This window comes from Rhizobium vallis (assembly GCF_003985155.1).
Classification (GTDB): domain Bacteria; phylum Pseudomonadota; class Alphaproteobacteria; order Rhizobiales; family Rhizobiaceae; genus Rhizobium; species Rhizobium vallis.
Map to the genome: position 1 here is coordinate 124,687 of NZ_ML133693.1, position 17,607 is coordinate 142,293.

Genomic DNA, 17,607 nt, shown 5'->3' on the forward strand with positions numbered 1-17,607 from the left:
TTGTGAGCATTGATCATAAACTTCAGCACGCGATCATCATCCAACCTTCGTAAGCGCCTACGCCTTTAGGAGCATGAGCTTAACCGTTTTGTTCCTTTACTTGGGCAGAGAAAACAATTCTTTTTGGATGGAAAGAAATAGTTTGTTCTGCTGAAATGAAACCTTGAACGCATCATGCGATTGTCGGTTTCAGCCCACAGCGGGCTTGTTGAAGGGGTGCAGGCGTAATGATTGCATCGAACGTCAAGCTGGATGATAGCTGCGTCATCCATCATCGAGATCTAGTGAACCTCTACGGCTGCACGATCGGGGCGGGAACGCGCGTCGGCACCTTCGTTGAAATCCAGAAAAACGTCCTCGTCGGAAAAGACTGCAAGATTTCCAGCCATTCCTTCCTCTGTGAAGGCGTGACGCTGGAAGACGGCGTTTTCATCGGCCACGGGGTCATGTTCACCAATGATCTTTATCCGCGCGCCGTCAATTCGGACGGCAATCTGCAGACCGAAGCCGACTGGGTTGTCATGCCCACTCTGGTCAAGCGCCACGCGTCGATCGGCAGCAACGCCACCATTGTGCCTGGCGTGACCATCGGAGAGGCCGCACAGGTCGGCGCGGGCGCTGTCGTAACCAAGGATGTGCCTGCCGGCGCCATTGTCGCCGGCGTTCCGGCCAGGATCATCGGTCACGTTCATGACCGATCAGTCAACATGCAAGCGTTGGGAGAAATGCGATGATCGGTATCGCCGTTGTTGGGTATGGGTATTGGGGTCCGAATCTGGTTCGCAACATTTCGGAAGCGGCCGGGGCGCAGCTCATTTCAGTCTGTGATCTCAATATAGAACGGCTGGCGGCCGTCAAAGCGCGCTATCCCGCAATAACGATCACCGATAAATTCGAGGAAGTTCTGGCCGATCCGCGAGTGGATGCAATCGCCATCGCAACACCGGTCTCGACCCATTTCAAGCTCGCAATGCAGGCTATGATGGCCGGAAAGCATGTCTTCGTCGAAAAGCCGATGGCATCGACGACTGACGAAGCCGCACGGATGGTCGAGGAAGCCGCGCGTCGACGCCTCGTGCTGGCCGTGGATCATACCTTCGTCCACACCGGCGCCGTCCGCAAGATGCGTGAACTGGTCGATAGCGGCCTGGGCGATATGTATTATTACGACTCCGTTCGCGTCAATCTGGGGTTGTTCCAGCATGATGTCAGCGTCATCTGGGACCTCGCGGTGCATGACCTCTCCATCCTGGATCATGTCGTGCAGGAAAAGCCGGTGGCTGTTTCAGCGACGGGCATGAGCCATGTGCTCGGCGAGCCGGAGAACATCGCCTATCTCACGCTCTTCTTTGAAAGCAAGCTTATTGCCCACGTACACGTCAACTGGCTTGCCCCGGTCAAGGTCCGCCGCACGCTGATCGGCTGCAGCAACAAGATGATCGTCTATGACGATCTGGAGCCCAGCGAAAAGATCAAGGTCTATGACAAGGGCATCACCATGTGCCCCAATTCCGATGCGTATGGCGAGAAGGTCCATCAGATGATGGTCGGCTACCGCAGCGGCGACATGTGGGCGCCCAAGCTCGATATGACCGAGGCATTGAAACGCGAGCTGGATCAGTTCGTCGAGTGCGTCGAGCAGAATTCGCGCCCCATTGCAGACGGCCAGGCCGGGCTGCGTGTCGTTCGCATCCTTGAAGCAGCAAGCCGGTCGCTCGCCCAGCGCGGTCGTATCATCGAGCTCGAAGAGGCGAGGCGCATCGCATGATCCCCTTTCTGGACCTGAAGGCACAATATCAATCGATCAAGAGCGAAATCGACGCCGCCGTGCTCGGCGTGCTCGCCTCGGGGCAATACGTACTGGGCGAGGAAGTCATCCGCCTCGAGCAGGAATTCGCGGACTATTGCAACGTCAAACATGCAATAGCACTCAACACCGGGACGAGTGCCCTGCACCTGTCGCTTCTCGCGGCAGGCGTCGGCCCCGGCGATGAAGTCATCACCGTGCCATTTACCTTCGTCGCGACCGTATCGGCGATCTGTTACGCAGGTGCACGACCGGTATTCGTCGATGTCGAGCCCGTGACGCTCACGATGGATCCGGCTGAGCTCGAGGCAAAGATTACGCCCCGAACCAAGGCCATTGTTCCCGTCCATCTCTACGGCCAGATGGCCGAGATGGACGCGATCAAAGCGATCGCCGACCATCACCGGATACCGATCATCGAGGACGCCTGCCAGGCGCACGGCGCGCTATACAAAGGCGCGCGCGCCGGCAGCATCGGCACATCGGGCTGCTTCAGCTTCTATCCCGGCAAGAATCTCGGCGCCTGTGGCGAGGGCGGTATCGCCGTCACGAACAGCGACGAGCAGGCCAAGACGATGCGTATGCTGCGTGACTGGGGTCAGGAGCAGCGTTACCACCATCTGCTGAAGGGCTTCAATTACCGCATGGATGCCATCCAGGGAGCCATTCTGCGCGTCAAGCTGCGCCATCTCGAAGCCTGGACCGAAGCCCGTCGTTCTCATGGTCGCCGCTATTCCTCGCTGCTTTCAGGATCGCCGCATTTGCGAACGCCTGTCGAAGTTGCCGATCGGCGGCATGTCTACCATGTCTATGCCATCAGAAGCCGCGATCGCGATGGCCTGCAGCGTGTGCTCACAGCAGAGGGCATTCCGTCCGGTTTGCACTATCCGATCCCTGTTCATTTGCAGAAGGCCCATGCCGACCTCGGTTACAAGGTCGGCGACTTCCCGGTCTCGGAAGCCGCCGCACGCGAGGTTCTCTCCTTGCCGATCTATCCCGAAATGCCCGTACAGCACGTCGATCAGGTCGCGGCTGCGCTGGAGTATGCCTATGTCAGCTAATCCACGCGAGGCTCGCGTCGTGCAAGCCGTCCACGGCCGCAGCCAGAAGCCGGCAGATCCAGCCTATCAGGCAGGGCTCGCCGAAGAGCTCAGGCAATCCTATGGACGCGCCGGCCTGATCGAACTCTACGGTCGCTTTGCGATAGGGGATGGGGTCGTCGACGCGCTGATGCGCAGAGCCATCTGGCAAGCTATCACACGCAGCTGCGGCGCGGGGCTGCAGGTCGCAGGCGGCGTCGGTTTCAAACATCCGGAAACGTTCGAAATCGGCAACGGGGTGTTCATCGGCGCACAAGCCTATATCCAGGGACGCTACGACGGTACCTGCGTGATCGGCGACAATGTCTGGATCGGCCCGATGGCCTATTTTGACGCCCGCGACCTGGTGATCGAGGATTCCGTCGGGTGGGGGCCAGGCGCCAAGGTGCTTGGCTCGACCCACACGGCGCTGCCCATCGATGTGCCGATCATTCGCACGGATCTCGAAATCAAGCCGGTCCGCATCTGTGCGGAGGCCGATATCGGAACAAATGCGACCATTCTTCCCGGCGTGACCATCGGGAAGGGGGCGATCGTAGGAGCAGGGGCCGTTGTCGTTTCCGACATCGAACCGTTCTCGGTTGCCGCGGGTGTACCGGCGAAATTCATACGTTGGCGTTCGGAGAATGATCCGATGACGAACATGTCGCGTGAGGGAAGATCATGAGAAATAAACGGGTGCTCATTACCGGCGGTGCCGGCCTGATCGGTTCGCATATTGCCGATCTCGTCGCATTGGAAAAACCGCGCGAGATCATCGTCCTCGATAATTTCGTGCGCGGGCGCCGGGACAACCTCAGCACGGCAATATCAAGCGGATCCGTCAACATCATCGAGGGCGATATCCGCGACAGAGCGCTTCTGGCGAAAACCTTCGAGGGCGTCGACATCGTCTTTCACCAGGCGGCGATCCGCATCACGCAATGCGCGGAAGACCCGCGGCTCGCCTTCGACGTTCTGGCCGAGGGCACGTTCAATGTCCTTGAAGCCGCCGTGAAGGCAGGCGTGTCGAAGGTCGTCGCGGCCTCCTCTGCATCCGTGCTGGGGCTCGCTGAAAGCTTCCCGACCACCGAAGCGCATCATCCCTATAATAACCGGACGATCTACGGCGCGGCCAAGACCTTCAACGAGGGGCTGTTGCGCAGCTTCGCGGAAATGTACGGCCTGCGCTATGTGGCGCTGCGCTATTTCAACGTCTACGGACCGCGAATGGACGTTTACGGCGCCTACACCGAAGTTCTGATCCGCTGGATGGAGCGCCTGGCGGCCGGAATGCCGCCCCTCATCTATGGGGACGGCAGCCAGACGATGGACTTCGTCGATGCACGCGACATCGCGCGGGCAAACATTCTCGCCGCCAAGAGCGACGTCACGGACGAAGTATTCAATGTCGCGAGCGGCCAGGAAATAAGCCTCCTGGAGCTCGCTCAGATGCTGAGCGGCGTCATGGGCGTTTCACACGCGCCACAGCACAAAGAGGCCCGGACCGTCAACGGTGTAACCCGTCGCCTCGCCGATATCAGCAAGGCCGAACGGCTCCTCGGTTTCAAGGCGGAAATATCAATGGAACAGGGGCTTCGCGATCTCGTTGCCTGGTGGCAGCAGCAGACCGCCGCGGGAGGGGCCGCAGCATGAGCTCACCTCAATCCACAATTCCCGTCGCCAAGCCCGTCCTCGGAGAGGAAGAGGCTGAGGCCGCGCGCCGCGTCATCCTGTCGGGATGGGTGACGCAGGGGCCGGAAGTCGCGGCCTTTGAAAAGGAATTCGCGGCCTTCGTCGGCGCCGAACACGCCTGCGCCGTTTCCAACTGCACAACGGCGCTTCATCTCGCCTTGATGACGGTCGGCGTAGGTCCAGGTGACGAAGTCATCACGGTCAGCCATTCGTTCATAGCAACGGCGAATGCTGTTCGATACTGCGATGCTGTGCCCGTCTTCGTCGACATCGAGCCGGATGGCTACAATATCGACCCAAGGCTGATCGAAGCGGCAATCACGCCCCGCACCAAGGCAATCCTGTGCGTGCATCAGCTTGGCATGCCTTGCGATCTCCGTTCGATTGTGGAGATCGGCAAACACCATTCGATACCGGTTATTGAGGATGCTGCCTGTGCATCGGGAAGCGAAATCCTGTGGGACGGCCGCTGGGAAAAGATCGGCAAGCCGCATGGCGATATTGCCTGCTTCTCCTTCCATCCCCGAAAGGTCGTCACCACGGGTGATGGCGGTATGCTGACGACTGTGAATCCGGAATATGACCGAAAATTCCGGCTGTGGCGCCAGCATGGCATGAGCGTCACCGATGCTGTCCGCCACGGCTCGAAGCAGGTGATCTTCGAAGATTATGATGAGCTGGGCTACAACTACCGCATGACTGACCTCCAGGCCGCGGTCGGACGGGTGCAGCTGCGGCGGCTGCCGGAATTGGTCGCGCAGCGACGACGGTTTGCCTCGCAATATTGCGAGGGACTGTCCACGATCCCGGGCCTGTCGATTCCGGCCGAGCCCGGCTGGGCTCGCAGCAACTGGCAAAGCTTCTGCGTGAGATTGTCTGATGAAATCGACCAGCGGGCAGTCATGCAAGCGCTGCTGGATCAAGGGATTTCGACGCGGCGCGGCGTGATGAACATTCATCTGGAAGGCGCCTATGCCGATCAGAGCTCCCATCGCGCCGCCACCAGCCTGACGCGAAGCGTTTCGGCGCAGCAGCAAACGGTCATCCTGCCGCTTTATGCCCAGATGACGGAAGTCGATATCGTCAGGGTCGTCGAGGCGTTGCGCCAGGCCCTTGCTGAGGCCAGCACCGGGGGCGCCCTCCGTCAGCCCGAGCGGGACGCCGTACCTGCCTGAAGTGATGCCTGCACACTGCGGCATGTGGAAAAGCGCGCATCATCTGATGCGCGCTTTTCCTTATGCGGATTTCGCGATCCATCCTCTGACGATTGCGGGCACCGACTCCGGTGGAAGCAGTTCGACCAGCATGCGCAGCGAGTAAAGCCCGGTCACCACCACGGCGACGCAGCCAATCACCATCGCCGACCATGCCGGCAAGAGGAAAAAGGCCGAGACTACCAATCCCGATGTAGGCAGAAAGAGAAGCGCGTGCCTGCGATTGGCGGGCGACCAGCGAAAGCCGGTGAGCCGACGCACGATCACGTAAATCAGGATGCTATGCCAGACGTAGAGGCCGAAGAACGCCATGCCGGCCCCTGGCGTGCCGAACTTCGATACGAAGAGCCAGGCGAGCCCCACGTGCACCAGCGTTGCTGCGACCTCCGTCCAGAAGAAGATCGTCTGCGCACCCTTCGCCAGGACGATGAAACCCATCGGCCAGGCGACGATCCTGAGCATCATCCCAAGGCAGATCCAGCGCAGAAGATCCACGGCCCCATGAAACTCCGCCGAATAGAACAAACTCATCACGAGCGGCGCCAGGGTCAACGTAGCGATCAGACCGGGGCCAGCCAGCAATATGCTGATTTCCGCCTGCTCATTGACCAGCCGATTGCACTCGGCATGATTGTTCGCGATTGCGGTCAAGCGCGGATAGAAGTCCGTTCCCATCGCCTGCAGGATGAAACCGGCGTAAAGACCGCCAAGCGCCCAGGCTGCCTGATACAATCCCGCCGCGACCACGCCCCCTTCATTCAGGACGATGATACGGATGGCGTAGGCCGCGCCAAAAGTCAGAAGTCCGCTTGCCATGAAGGCGACGCCGAGCCTGAACAGGGCTTTCGCTTCCCCGCCGAACTCGCGCGCCGACATCGGCGGCGGCTGCCTGGATATTTGTTTGCTGTACCACCAGGTGGGAAGGACCGAGACGGCCGCGATTGCCACGAGAGAGGGTGCGATCGCCTTTTCGCCGAACAGATAGATCAGCGGGATGCTGACGATCGTGGCGAAGAGCCCCGACAGAACGTTGATGCGGGCAAGATTCGCGATGCCTCGCAAACCCTGGATCAACGCAGCCTGCCCGGCAGACATGAGCCGAAAGAAGACCGCCAGGGAGAGCAGCACAATGGCGCCGGCGTGCTGGTAGTCGCCGAAGGTGAATTTCGAGACCGGAAACGCCAGCGCCGCAAGCAAAAGCCCGCCAAGCAAGCCGAGCACCACCGAGATGCGTCTGAGCGCTGTCGCCGACCGCGCGATCCTCTCTTCGTCGCCGGCGCCCGCCGCCTCGGCGACCCGGCGCACACCGCTGCTGCTGACGCCCAGACCAGCGATCGCTTGCGCGATATCGAGGATTGCCCCGTAAAGGCCGAGAAGCCCCACGCCTTCAGGGCCGAGCAGAAGAGCGAGCGCCTTGTTGCGAATGATGCTGAGGGCGACATTGACCAGCGAGGAACCGCCCATCAGCATCGTCGATTTGAGGATTTGGGTATAAGTCTGACCGCTGGGCGGGATCATACGCAGGTTCATCACTCAACCCTAGCTGCCAGGTTAGATTCAGGCCGGTCCATATCAAGAGCGATTTCTTTGAGGCAGACGACCTGAGCGCCATGGTGGCGCTCGAACCCCCGCTCCAACGTTGTTGAGAGCACGTGCACGTCGCGGGTCACTGGCCGGCTCGATCTGCAAGCGTTTGGGACTCGAAAGATGGGCTCGTGTCGGCCTGAGGCGAATTATCCAAGATGTGCGGCTGAACGACCCTCACCACATCGCCCGGTGCCAGCGCCGTCGATTCCGAGGCTTGGAACTGATCGATTTGTCCTGCGGTCCGACGAGTCACGCTAAAGGTAAGCGGGAGGTCGTCGGCGACGCTCTTGACGCTGTCATTGCTCCCAAGGTCCGCGATGAGCAGCTTCTGTAGCGTTTCGCGCTTCAGCTTGGATTGATCGAGACTTGCCCGTTCGGACTGTGCTTCGGTCGCCACTTCGCTCCGGCGTGCGTCGTAAAGCCCCTCGAGGTTGCGCGTCGTCTCGCTGATTGCCTGGCGGCCCCGCATGATGGCGGTGACAAGGTCGAGCTTGTCGGAGCGGTAGGTCGTCAGCAACCGTTCCAGATCCATCTGCCTTGACGAAATCGTCAGGCCTTTCTGGACCAGGGACTTGACGCTGACCAGTTGGTCCTCGACCGATTTGATATTGTCGTCTGCGCCCGTCAGTTTCTCTTCCAACGTCGCCATTTCCTTGATCAAAAGATCGCGTAATTCCGTGAAGGCCCTTGACTGCCTGTCCATCGCATTGGCGCGAGCCCGAAAGATAACCCTTTCCTCGTTGTATATCCCGGCAGCAAATTGCTGATCGGGGCCGGTCGTCTCGTCGAAGGTAATCTCGTTGGCTTCATCCATCTCCGCCTGGAGCCGCGCCAACCTCGCGGTGCTGCGCAGGATCGAGTGATCGATTTCGCGCAATTCCCCTACGATCTGGATCGAATGCGTTTGCTGCTCCTCTTTGGCGCGACGCGGCCCGCCGCTCATTGCGAGCGATTGCAGGACGGTCAGTCCTGGGCGGAAAACGTACTGCCCAGGCGTGGTTACGTCTCCCACGACGTAGATCGGCGGGTATTCGAGAATTTCGATGGTGACCGCCGGCGCCTGAACCAAACCGATTTTTTCCTGCAGACGCTTGGCTATCTCATTTGTGAGGTCGGCGTTTTTCCGATTGCCGACGGAAAGGGTTCCAAGGAACGGCAAAAAGACCGTGCCGTCATCCGAGACGGTGTATTCGCCGCCAAGCGCGTCCCATCGTTCATATTGGCCCCTGGATTGCATCCATTGGACGATCGTCAGGCGGATTTTCGTTTGTGGTGCCAAGGTTTGTGGTGCCAAGGTTTGTGAAGCCGGGGGCGCGCTGTCGGCGAGAGCCGGCGGCACAGCTCCGGCAAGAAAGACAAGTGCTCCGATGACAGATGTCGCACGAAAGAAGAGGTGGAGCGTGCGGTGCGATGAATTCATGTACATATCTCGCCTGCAAAACATCCTTAAACGGATGCCGGTCCAATGCCTTGACACTGTTCGACGGCCGGACGACAGGTCCGAATCCGCATTGTTAGTTTGCAGTCTGGCGAAGCCTTGAGGAAGGTGGAGGCCGTTTGCTTTGCCTCATCACTATTGATGAGGTGAGGGGGAGTGCTTCACCCTTTATCGAACAGAAACATATATCCCTGCGCGGCAAAGAGGCATTATCCTGGAAAATCAAAGGTTATGCACGCAGGAATAGGCGTCTCGCGCGAAAGACGGCGAGCGGGTGCGGCGCTGGACCGGCCCGTGCCCGATCGAAGATGCCGCGATTCCAAAGGCTTTTGCCATCACCCAAACCCCTCCAATACACGGATTCGTGACTTCGCGTGTCTCGCTCATTTCTTGGCCATGCGGCACGGCCGTTCCAAAGGATGCAGCCGATAGAGCAAAAGGCGTAGGATATACTCGCTTGTTTTTCGACTATACTTCATGGCCTCGTATGAAGCGATTTCGTATGAAGCGATCCTCATAGATCACCCTGATATTCTTGCGAGAGGTACCCCGCTATGTATCGCAACGCTCGCCGATGGACTTCGCGCTCACTCCTGATGGATTCGTTGTTTCCCCGATGGTTCACTGTCGGCGGAGGCGAAAAAGGAAAGCCGCGCAAGCCTGCCGATAGGCACGGTGACAGCGCTCAACTTGCGGCATCGGTGCAAACTGCGACTGGAAACAATCAGGGCGCCCTTGTCGACGATCCCCATAAGGACGCGGTGCTCAGCGAGCATGACATTGGACAGACAGCGGGCGTGAACGGAGACGCGGACGGTCGGGCCGACGACAGGCTCGTAGCGCCGCCTTTGCCCGACGCTTTCACAATCAATCGCGAATTAGCAGAGCGCAGCGGTAATCTGGCCGCGTCTGCATCATCGGCTCATACGCCGGGTTTTGTACATTTCGCGCCGGATGCAGACAGAGTTGCCTTCGGGGCGGCATCATCCCTTCCGCGCGCCTATGCTGGAATGAGCTTGATAGGCGACGATCCTCTGGCCCCGTATTTGCCGCAAAGCCCTGCGCCGACAGCTTCGGGGCAAGATTCTGCCACCGTGGGGGGCGAACGTTCTCACTCGGGCAAGGTCGTCATTCTCGAATCGACGCCATCAGCGCAATCGACTGCGCATCATGCTGGAGCCAATGCGCTGGCGGTTGGCATGCCCTTTGGCGTGTGCGGATGCGGCTACTATACCTCCCCCACACGGATTCTCGATTGGGCCCATGGCAGCGGCCTGCTTCAGCAGGACGGTCAGTTGCCGGGGACCAAATTTACCGACGGGCCGGACTATGTCTCGACGATCAAGAAGGCCATCGGCGCCTCGGTCAGCGATCCGCTTCTCGATCGTGACGTATCCTCGTTCGCGGGCTGGCGCGCAACCGCAGACCTGGTGAACTCGGCGATCTCGAACGGATCACTGCCCGGCGGCGGAGAGATGGGAACGGGAACCGGCACCAAGGGTAGAGCTGTCCTTTCCGGCTCGGTGACAACACCACCTCAACCTTCTGCGCAGCGGTCGTTGGCAACGCAAGATCTGGCGGCCGCCGCGGCGGTGGCGAGCAACGCGATCGTGCTGGAAAACCAGAAGCAGGGCAATCCGGAGAGCGAGTGGGGCCTCAGCAATGGCGGCAGCACTAACATCGAGGGGTTTGCGACCGACATCAGCGTCGACAACGGCAACACGGTCAGCTTCAAGATCAATACGAATTCCACCAACTATCGTATCGATATCTATCGGCTCGGCTATTATGGCGGCATGGGCGCCCGCAAGGTCACGACCATACAGCATACCGGATTGCAGACGCAGCCCAACCCGCTGCGCAATGCCACGACCGGCACGGTGGACGCCGGCAACTGGGCCGTCTCGGCGTCCTGGACTGTACCTAGCGATGCCGTCTCAGGCGTCTATATCGCCAAGCTCGTGCGTCAGGACGGCACCTTCGGCGAAAATCAGATTCCGTTCATCGTGCGCGACGACGCCAGCCACAGCGATATTGTCTTCCAGACCTCTGACGAGACCTGGCAAGCTTACAACGGCTGGGGTGGCGCAAACTTCTATGGCGGCAACGGCCCGGCGACGGGGCAGGGGGCGGGCCGCGCCTATGCGCTCAGCTACAACAGGCCGATTGCGACCCGCGACGGGGTCGGCACCTATGCCGGCCCGCAGGACTATTTGTTCGGCGCCGAATATGCAGGCATCTACTGGCTGGAACAGAACGGCTATGACGTCTCCTATCTCTCGGGCGTCGACGTCGACCGCTATGGCAGTCTGTTGCTCAATCACAAGACCTATGTCGATGCCGGGCACGACGAATACTGGTCGGGACAGCAGCGGACCAATGTCGAAGCCGCACGCGATGCGGGCGTCAACCTGATGTTCTGGAGCGGCAACGAGGTTTATTGGCGTACCCGATGGGGCAATGCCTACAGCGCCGATGGAACACCTTATCGCACCCTGATCTCCTACAAGGAGACATGGGGCCCCCAGGGTGTCAGCCTCGATCCTTCCAACGAATGGACAGGCACCTTCCGCGACCCGCGCCTCAGCCCGCCTGCGATCGGCGGCGGCAATCCTGAGAACTCGCTGACCGGCCAATTGTTCAAGGTCGACGACGTCGGCGGCAATCTTGCCGCGATCAAGGTTGCCTATGATGATGCCAATCTGCGCTTCTGGCGCAATACGAGCGTCGCAAACCTTCAGCCCGGCCAGACGGCGACGCTCACTAAGAATTATCTTGGTTACGAGTGGGATGAAGCGCCTGACAATGGCTTCGATCCGGCCGGACTGGTAAAGCTGTCATCGACGACGCTGCCCGTCACCACCTACTTGCTCGACTACGGAAATACCACCGGCAGTGCGACGGCGACCCACAATCTGACCCTTTATCGCGCCCCCAGCGGTGCGCTGGTGTTCGGCGCCGGCACGGTCTATTGGACGTGGGGCCTGAGCGATAATCACGATAACGAGGCGACCGCGACCGATCCTCGCGTGCAGCAGGCCATGGTCAATCTGCTTGCCGATATGGGGATTCAACCGGGGACGCTGCAATCCGGGTTGACCGCGACGACTGCTTCGTCGGACCATGTCGCACCGACCTCCTCCATCACGGTACCTGCCACGGTGGCCGCTGGTTCCACCGTGACGATTTCGGGCACCGCTGCCGACACGGGCGGCGGGGTCATCGCCAGCGTCGAGGTTTCGACGGATAACGGTGCGAGCTGGCATCCGGCAACGGGCGACGAGAACTGGACCTACACATGGGTCCCGGCGATTGCAGGGACCTATACGATCCGGTCGCGGGCGGTGGACGACAGCATCAATCTCGAGACACCCTCGGCGGGACGCACTGTCACCGTCACCGGACCAACTTTTACGTCACTCTTCGGTGGCGCGACGCCGGCGGTCGTCAACACCGACGATGCTGCAGCCGTCGAGCTCGGGGTCAAATTCCAGTCCTCCGTGGCGGGCACGGTCAGCGGCATTCGGTTTTACAAGAGCAGCCTGGATACGGGCACACATACCGGGTCGCTCTGGTCGAGCACGGGTACGCGACTTGCGACTCTCACCTTCACCAACGAGACTGCCAGCGGCTGGCAGAGTGCTTCTTTCACGAGCCCGGTGACGTTGACAGCCGGACAGACCTATACGGCATCTTACCATACGAATGTCGGCAACTATTCGACGACCGCCAACTACTTCACCTCCAATGTGACGAGTGGCCCGCTGACGGCGCCGGCAAGCGGCAACGGCGTCTATAATTACGGCAATAGCGCGTTCCCGACGAATAGCTTCGACCAGACGAACTATTGGGTCGATGTGATGTTCAATCCCTCGAATGCGAACAACACGGCGCCGACGGCGGTTGCCGATGCGGGGGATGCGACCGAGAAGGGCGGTGTCGCCAATGGTTCGGGTGGTGTGGTTGCGAGCGGCAACGTGCTGACCAACGATACCGATCCTGATGCTGGCGACACCAAGACGGTGAGCGCGGTCAAGTTCGGCGCGACGTCAGGCACGCTCGGCTCGGCGCTGAACGGCACCTATGGCAGTCTCGTTCTCAATGCATCGGGTACCTATACCTATACGATCAACGAGACCAATTCCGCCGTGCAGGCGCTGCGCCTGTCGACCAACACGCTGAACGATGTCTTCAACTACACGATGCGCGATACCGCCGGCGCCACCGCCTCGGCAAACCTCACCATCACCATCCATGGCGCCAATGACGCGCCGGTGCTCGCCGTCCAGACAGCGACGCAGAACGCCGCCGTCGGCTCTGCCTTCTCCTACACGCTGCCGACGACGACCTTCAGCGATGTCGATAGCGGCGAAACGCTGACCTACGCTGCAACGTCTTCCGACGGCACGGCACTTCCCGCCTGGCTGACCTTCAACGCCTCGACGCGGACCTTCTCCGGCACGCCGACGTCAGGCGGCAGCTATGGCGTCAAGGTCACGGCAACCGACCTCGGCGGCCTTGCCGCCAACGAGACCTTCAACATTGCCGTGTCGGTTCCCGGCAACACGACGCCGACGGCGGTTGCTGATGCGGGGGATGCCACCGAGAAGGGTGGTGTCGCCAATGGCACGGGCGGTGCAGTTGCCACCGGCAACGTGCTGACTAACGATACCGATCCGGACTCTGGCGACACCAAGACGGTGAGCGCCGTCAGCTTCGGCGCGACATCAGGCACGCTCGGCTCGGCGCTGAGCGGCACTTATGGCAGTCTCGTCCTCAATGCATCGGGTACCTATACCTATACGATCAACGAGACCAATTCCGCCGTTCAAGCGCTGCGCCTCTCGACCAACACGCTGAATGAAGTCTTCAGCTATACGATGCGTGATAGCGCCGGCGCCACCGCCTCGGCAAATCTGACCATCACCATCCATGGCGCCAATGATGCACCGGTGCTCGCGGTCCAGACGGCGACGCAGAACGCCACTGTCGGCTCGGCCTTCTCCTTCGTGGTGCCGACGACGACCTTCACCGATGTCGACAGCGGCGAGACGCTGACCTATTCGGCAACGGCTTCCGACGGCACGGCATTGCCTGCCTGGCTTGCCTTCAACGCCTCGACGCGCACCTTCTCCGGCACGCCGACGACAGCAGGCAACTATGCCGTCAAGGTCACGGCAACCGATATCGGCGGTCTCTCGACCAATGAGACTTTCACGATCGCCGCCGCGGCGGCGCCAACGACCTACAGCCTGTTTTCCGCCTCCAGCACGCCGGCCCAGACGAACCTCAACGACGGCCAGCAGCTCGAGCTCGGCGTCAAGTTCACGTCGAGCGTCGGCGGCGACATTACCGGCATCAGGTTCTACCGCAGCGCCAACGACAACGGACAGAACGTCGTCGACCTGTGGAGCTCCACCGGCACCAAACTTGCCACCGCCACCTTCACCAATACCACGGCAAGCGGCTGGCAGACGGCGAACTTCACGACGCCCTTCACCATCACCGCCAACACCACCTATGTCGCCTCCTACCACACGACAGGCGCTTACGTGGGGACCGCTAATTTCTTCACCGCCGCCGTCACCAGCGGGCCGCTGACGGCGACAGCCACCGGCAACGGCGTCTACCGCTATGGCGGCTCCGCCACCGCTGGCATTTTCCCGAATTCCACTTTTGGCGCCACCAATTACTGGGCCGACGTGGTCTTCCGTCCCACGAATACCAACAACGCGACGCCGACGGCGGTCGCCGATGCGGGGGATGCGACCGAGAAGGGCGGTGTCGCCAATGGTTCGGGTGGTGCAGTTGCCACCGGCAACGTGCTGACCAATGACACCGATCCGGACTCTGGCGACACCAAGACGGTGAGCGCCGTCAGCTTCGGCGCGACATCAGGCACGCTCGGCTCGGCGCTGAGCGGCACCTATGGCAGTCTCGTCCTCAATGCATCGGGTACCTATACCTATACGATCAACGAGACCAATTCCGCCGTGCAGGCACTGCGCCTGTCGACCAACACGCTGAATGAAGTCTTCAGCTACACGATGCGTGATACCGCCGGGGCCACCTCCACGACAAACCTGACCATCACCATCCATGGCGCCAATGACGCACCGGTGCTCGCGGTCCAGACGGCGACGCAGAATGCCACCCTTGGCTCCGCCTTCTCCTACACGCTGCCGACGACGACCTTCAGCGATGTCGACAGCGGCGAGACGCTGACCTATTCGGCAACGGCTTCCGACGGCACGGCATTGCCTGCCTGGCTGACCTTCAACGCCTCGACGCGCACTTTCTCCGGCACGCCGACGACAGCAGGCAACTATGCCGTCAAGGTCACGGCAACCGATATCGGCGGTCTCTCGACCAACGAGACTTTCACTATCGCTGCCGGGACGGCGCCAACGACCTACAGCCTGTTTTCCGCCTCCAGCACGCCGACTCAGACGAACCTCAATGACGGCCAGCAGCTCGAGCTCGGCGTCAAGTTCACGTCGAACGTCGCCGGCGACATTACCGGTATCAGGTTCTACCGCAGCGCCAACGACAACGGACAGAACGTCGTCGACCTGTGGAGTTCCACCGGCACCAAGCTTGCCACCGCCACCTTCACCAACACCACGGCAAGCGGCTGGCAAACGGCGAACTTCACGACGCCCTACACCATCACCGCCAACACCACCTATGTCGCCTCCTACCACACGACAGGCGGCTATGTGGCGACCGACGCCTTCTTCACCGCTGCCGTCACGAACGGTCCGCTGACGGCGCCGGCGAGCGGCAACGGCCTCTATGCCTATGGCGGCTCTGCCACCGCAGGCCTCTTCCCGACCGGCACTTTCAATTCAGCGAATTACTATGCCGACGTGGTCTTCCGGCCGCAGCTTGCCGCGTGAGGGATCGGGGAGGTCGGGAACGAGATCGGAATGAGGTTCATACGAAGCAAATGCCCGCCGGGGCGACGATCGCCCCGAACGTCCATATTCGAGAGATGGCGATGAACGGGATCGACCGGCTACCCGTGACAGTGCTCACCGGCTTTCTCGGCGCCGGCAAGACGACGCTCCTCAGCCACGTGCTGACCAACCGCGAGGGCCTGCGGGTCGCCGTCATCGTCAACGATATGAGCGAAGTGAACATAGACGCCAGTCTCATCCGAGACGGCGGTTGCAACCTGTCGCATACGACGGAGACATTGGTTGAGCTCAGCAATGGCTGCATATGCTGCACCCTGCGCGATGACCTCCTGGCGGAAGTGCGGCGACTGGCCGAAGAAGGGCGATATGACTATCTGTTGATAGAGGGGACCGGCATTGCCGAGCCATGCCCGATCGCGGCCACCTTTTCATTCTGCGACGAGAAGGGTGTTTCGCTCTCCGATTTTGCGAAACTCGACACGATGGTGACCGTCGTCGACGCCGCAAGCCTGTTGGCCGATTACAGCAGCGCCGATCTGCTTGCCGACCGCGGCATGGAGCGGGACAGCGAAGACCGGCGGACACTCATAGACCTGTTGGTGGACCAGATCGAATTTGCCGATGTTGTCGTGATCAACAAGATCTCGGACGCGAGCGAGGAGATGCGCGCGGAAGTCCGCACGGTCGTGACTGCTCTCAACCCGGATGCGCGTCAGGTGGAGGCGGACTTCGGCGAGGTTTCCCTTGCAACCATCCTCAATACGGGCCTCTTCGATGAAGCAAAAGCAGCCGCCCACCCGTTATGGCACAAAGAACTATACAGCCCGGGCGACCATGTCCCGGAGACTGAGGAATACGGCGTATCGAGCTTTGTCTATCGCGCGCGGCGTCCCTTCGACCCGAAGCGGTTTCGAGCATTCCTGGACGAGCCCTGGCCGGGGGTGATGCGTGCCAAGGGCCACCTCTGGCTTGCCACCCGCCCGCGTCACGTGGGTCTGATGTCGGCTGCCGGCGTGCAACGGCGCTGCGAGCCCATGGGGCTGTGGTGGGCAGCCGTGCCCCGACAGGACTGGCCACCCCATCAACAGTTTCGTCAGCATATCGAGAGCCGGTGGGACAGCGCCTGGGGCGACCGTCGGCAGGAATTGGTTTTTATCGGTGTCGATATGGACGAGAAAGGTGTGCGGACCGCACTGGACGGATGCCTCGCCAGCGCTGATCCGCGCGACTGGGCCAGCCTCGAAGATCCGTTTCCGGCCTGGTAGCGCGGTGGACCTTCGCGTCGTCACGGCTTGGTTGGGCAGCCCTTTGCCACGCGAGGTATCTGCTCTCGCGCGTCCGTAAGTTCAAAGCCGGTGCTGTAATCTATCTCGCCGGCCTTGATGGCGAACATAGTGGCGAAATCAGCGCCGGATGTGAGGGCGGCAAGCAGCTTCGGATGTTTTGAGAGAACAATCGTTCGCCGATCGGGACTGTTGCCGTCGAGGCGGATCGTCTCTCTGTACCTCCCAATCTCGAAGCGCGCCAATCGCGGGCCGTTCTCACCAATAGTGGCATCGCCAATCTCGAAGATGAGACCGTTCTTGGCGTCGCACCGGACCATGTAACAAGCCTCGATGTCGCTCGCATCAATCATTGAGCATGTTCCGACCGCTCCGGCATGCGAACCGGTGAGCTTAACCCATGGAGCCGGCGGCTCGACCTCCTGTGCAAGCGCAGGCGATGCCGCAAGGCACGCACCCAACACACACGCTGCCACGCCAACCACGCCTGCGACTGTCGGTCTGCTGAACCTCATCCTACCCTCGTTTTTCCAAGACGTTGCGAGCCCGATAGCGTCTCGACTTGGCGGCGCTTGTCAAGGTCG

Annotated in this window: 11 protein-coding genes; 8 read left to right on the plus strand and 3 right to left on the minus strand. The window is 60.8% G+C overall.

Translation table 11 applies throughout. The features are described from left to right. Window positions 1–227 precede the first annotated feature (227 nt). The 6 genes from EFQ99_RS21890 to EFQ99_RS21915 are packed head-to-tail and all read left to right on the plus strand — an operon-like array spanning window position 228 to window position 5,756. Window positions 228–734: an acyltransferase gene (locus EFQ99_RS21890; protein ID WP_126923318.1), complete on the plus strand. Its 507-nt coding sequence runs from the start codon at window positions 228–230 to the stop codon at window positions 732–734. Beyond that, entirely contained in the window at window positions 731–1,768 is a 1,038-nt protein-coding gene (locus tag EFQ99_RS21895) for a Gfo/Idh/MocA family protein (protein WP_126923319.1), read from the plus strand. Before EFQ99_RS21890 ends, EFQ99_RS21895 begins: the two co-directional genes overlap by 4 nt. Beyond that, window positions 1,765–2,868 carry a DegT/DnrJ/EryC1/StrS family aminotransferase gene (locus tag EFQ99_RS21900; RefSeq protein ID WP_126923320.1) on the plus strand — a complete coding sequence of 368 codons (1,104 nt, stop codon included), beginning with the start codon at window positions 1,765–1,767 and terminating at the stop codon, window positions 2,866–2,868. Before EFQ99_RS21895 ends, EFQ99_RS21900 begins: the two co-directional genes overlap by 4 nt. After that, window positions 2,858–3,574, plus strand: coding sequence for an acyltransferase (locus EFQ99_RS21905; protein WP_126923321.1), 717 nt, complete (start codon window positions 2,858–2,860; stop codon window positions 3,572–3,574). Before EFQ99_RS21900 ends, EFQ99_RS21905 begins: the two co-directional genes overlap by 11 nt. After that, window positions 3,571–4,542 (plus strand): NAD-dependent epimerase/dehydratase family protein, encoded by a 972-nt coding sequence (locus tag EFQ99_RS21910; RefSeq protein WP_126923322.1) that lies wholly within the window; start codon window positions 3,571–3,573, stop codon window positions 4,540–4,542. Before EFQ99_RS21905 ends, EFQ99_RS21910 begins: the two co-directional genes overlap by 4 nt. Then, window positions 4,539–5,756 carry a DegT/DnrJ/EryC1/StrS family aminotransferase gene (locus tag EFQ99_RS21915; RefSeq protein ID WP_126923323.1) on the plus strand — a complete coding sequence of 406 codons (1,218 nt, stop codon included), beginning with the start codon at window positions 4,539–4,541 and terminating at the stop codon, window positions 5,754–5,756. Before EFQ99_RS21910 ends, EFQ99_RS21915 begins: the two co-directional genes overlap by 4 nt. Window positions 5,757–5,816: 60 nt before the next feature. Here the strand turns inward: EFQ99_RS21915 and EFQ99_RS21920 are convergent, their stop codons facing one another. Both EFQ99_RS21920 and EFQ99_RS21925 read right to left on the minus strand, forming a co-directional pair. Continuing rightward, window positions 5,817–7,325, minus strand: a complete 1,509-nt coding sequence (locus EFQ99_RS21920; protein ID WP_126923324.1) for an O-antigen translocase — start codon at window positions 7,323–7,325, stop codon at window positions 5,817–5,819. 136 nt (window positions 7,326–7,461) lie between these two features. Further along, on the minus strand, window positions 7,462–8,802 hold the full coding sequence (locus tag EFQ99_RS21925) for a polysaccharide biosynthesis/export family protein (RefSeq protein ID WP_208722800.1): 1,341 nt from the start codon (window positions 8,800–8,802) through the stop codon (window positions 7,462–7,464). A gap of 572 nt (window positions 8,803–9,374) precedes the next feature. On the opposite strand from EFQ99_RS21925, the gene EFQ99_RS21930 reads away from it, so the two are divergent. Together EFQ99_RS21930 and EFQ99_RS21935 are read left to right on the plus strand one after the other, a co-directional pair. Beyond that, window positions 9,375–15,719: a DUF4082 domain-containing protein gene (locus tag EFQ99_RS21930; RefSeq protein WP_126923326.1), complete on the plus strand. Its 6,345-nt coding sequence runs from the start codon at window positions 9,375–9,377 to the stop codon at window positions 15,717–15,719. 101 nt (window positions 15,720–15,820) lie between these two features. Then, the gene (locus tag EFQ99_RS21935) at window positions 15,821–17,005 is read left to right on the plus strand and encodes a GTP-binding protein (RefSeq protein WP_126923327.1); all 1,185 of its coding nucleotides are present in this window, start codon (window positions 15,821–15,823) and stop codon (window positions 17,003–17,005) included. A 20-nt stretch (window positions 17,006–17,025) separates the two neighbouring features. On the opposite strand, the gene EFQ99_RS21940 is transcribed toward EFQ99_RS21935, so the two are convergent. Beyond that, a complete protein-coding gene (locus EFQ99_RS21940; protein ID WP_245441552.1) occupies window positions 17,026–17,376 on the minus strand; it encodes a hypothetical protein in 351 nt (116 codons plus the stop codon). Window positions 17,377–17,607 lie beyond the last annotated feature (231 nt).

Bases quoted from the DNA above. Each gene is read 5' to 3' on its own strand.
- EFQ99_RS21940 (WP_245441552.1), bottom strand. From the start codon at position 17,376: ATGATTGATGCGAGCGACATCGAGGCTTGTTACATGGTCCGGTGCGAC.
- EFQ99_RS21915 (WP_126923323.1), top strand. From the start codon at position 4,539: ATGAGCTCACCTCAATCCACAATTCCCGTCGCCAAGCCCGTCCTCGGA.
- EFQ99_RS21905 (WP_126923321.1), top strand. From the start codon at position 2,858: ATGTCAGCTAATCCACGCGAGGCTCGCGTCGTGCAAGCCGTCCACGGC.
- EFQ99_RS21935 (WP_126923327.1), top strand. From the start codon at position 15,821: ATGAACGGGATCGACCGGCTACCCGTGACAGTGCTCACCGGCTTTCTC.
- EFQ99_RS21920 (WP_126923324.1), bottom strand. From the start codon at position 7,325: ATGAACCTGCGTATGATCCCGCCCAGCGGTCAGACTTATACCCAAATC.
- EFQ99_RS21925 (WP_208722800.1), bottom strand. From the start codon at position 8,802: ATGAATTCATCGCACCGCACGCTCCACCTCTTCTTTCGTGCGACATCT.
- EFQ99_RS21900 (WP_126923320.1), top strand. From the start codon at position 1,765: ATGATCCCCTTTCTGGACCTGAAGGCACAATATCAATCGATCAAGAGC.
- EFQ99_RS21895 (WP_126923319.1), top strand. From the start codon at position 731: ATGATCGGTATCGCCGTTGTTGGGTATGGGTATTGGGGTCCGAATCTG.
- EFQ99_RS21930 (WP_126923326.1), top strand. From the start codon at position 9,375: ATGTATCGCAACGCTCGCCGATGGACTTCGCGCTCACTCCTGATGGAT.
- EFQ99_RS21910 (WP_126923322.1), top strand. From the start codon at position 3,571: ATGAGAAATAAACGGGTGCTCATTACCGGCGGTGCCGGCCTGATCGGT.
- EFQ99_RS21890 (WP_126923318.1), top strand. From the start codon at position 228: ATGATTGCATCGAACGTCAAGCTGGATGATAGCTGCGTCATCCATCAT.